Raw genomic sequence first — 966 nt, forward strand, 5'->3', positions numbered from 1 at the left:
ACGAGATGGACATGCTATCATTTCAACTCACGCGCAATCAGGAAAAACCACTTTATGAACAGCTTTATCAACAGATCCGAAATGAAATCATTGCCGGTCGTTTAGCATACGGCACGAAATTACCATCCAAACGAAAACTCGGTCAATTTTTGAACTTAAGTCAAACGACGATTGAGCTTGCTTACCAACAACTCGTCGCAGAAGGATATGTCGAATCCATCTCACGTAAAGGGTACTTCGTTCTTGCCTATGAGGAACTCGCTTACGTCAAAACCTCACCCGTTATCGAACCACGTGTGATTAAAGAAAAACCGATCATCACGTATGATTTTCATCCAAGTAAGATTGAAGGGATCTCTTTCCCGTTTGCCCGTTGGCGAAAGTATGCCAAAGATATCATCGATACCGATCACCACCCACTTGTCTCACTCGGTCATCCGCAAGGAGATCTAGCACTACGCGAAGAGATTGCGACCTATCTCTATCATTCCCGTGGTGTCGTCTGTTCTCCTGAACAAATCGTCGTCGGTTCAGGTGTCGAGCAATTATTGCCGCTCGTCCTCTTCTTACTGGGACGCGACGTCACGTACGGTATCGAGGATCCCGGTTATCATACGACACGCCTCTTACTTGAAAATCATGAACGCATGATTGAACCGATTCGTGTTGATGCGAATGGATTACGGATCGATCAATTACAGGAATCAAACGTCGATGTCATGTATGTCACACCGGCACATCAATTTCCTTCCGGTAGTATCTTATCCGTCAACCGAAGACATCAGTTGTTAAACTGGGCGGCGATGGATCCGACCCGTTTTATCATCGAAGACGACTATGATAGCGAATTCCGCTACAGCGGTAAATCGATTCCGTCTTTACACAACATGGACAGCAATCGTGTCATTTACATGAGTACTTTCTCAAAATCACTCATGCCTTCACTACGGATCGGTTATATGGTCT

1 protein-coding gene is annotated in these 966 nt (G+C 45.2%); it reads left to right on the plus strand.

Features of this window, described 5'->3' with window-relative positions:
- Positions 1-11: 11 nt before the first annotated feature.
- Positions 12-966, plus strand: a 955-nt coding sequence (locus B3G15_RS13475; protein WP_349676261.1) for a PLP-dependent aminotransferase family protein, incomplete at its 3' end; no start/stop codon positions are given.

Origin of the sequence: Exiguobacterium sp. UBA1053, assembly GCF_002316465.1 — a bacterium.
Lineage (GTDB): Bacteria > Bacillota > Bacilli > Exiguobacteriales > Exiguobacteriaceae > Exiguobacterium_A > Exiguobacterium_A abrahamii.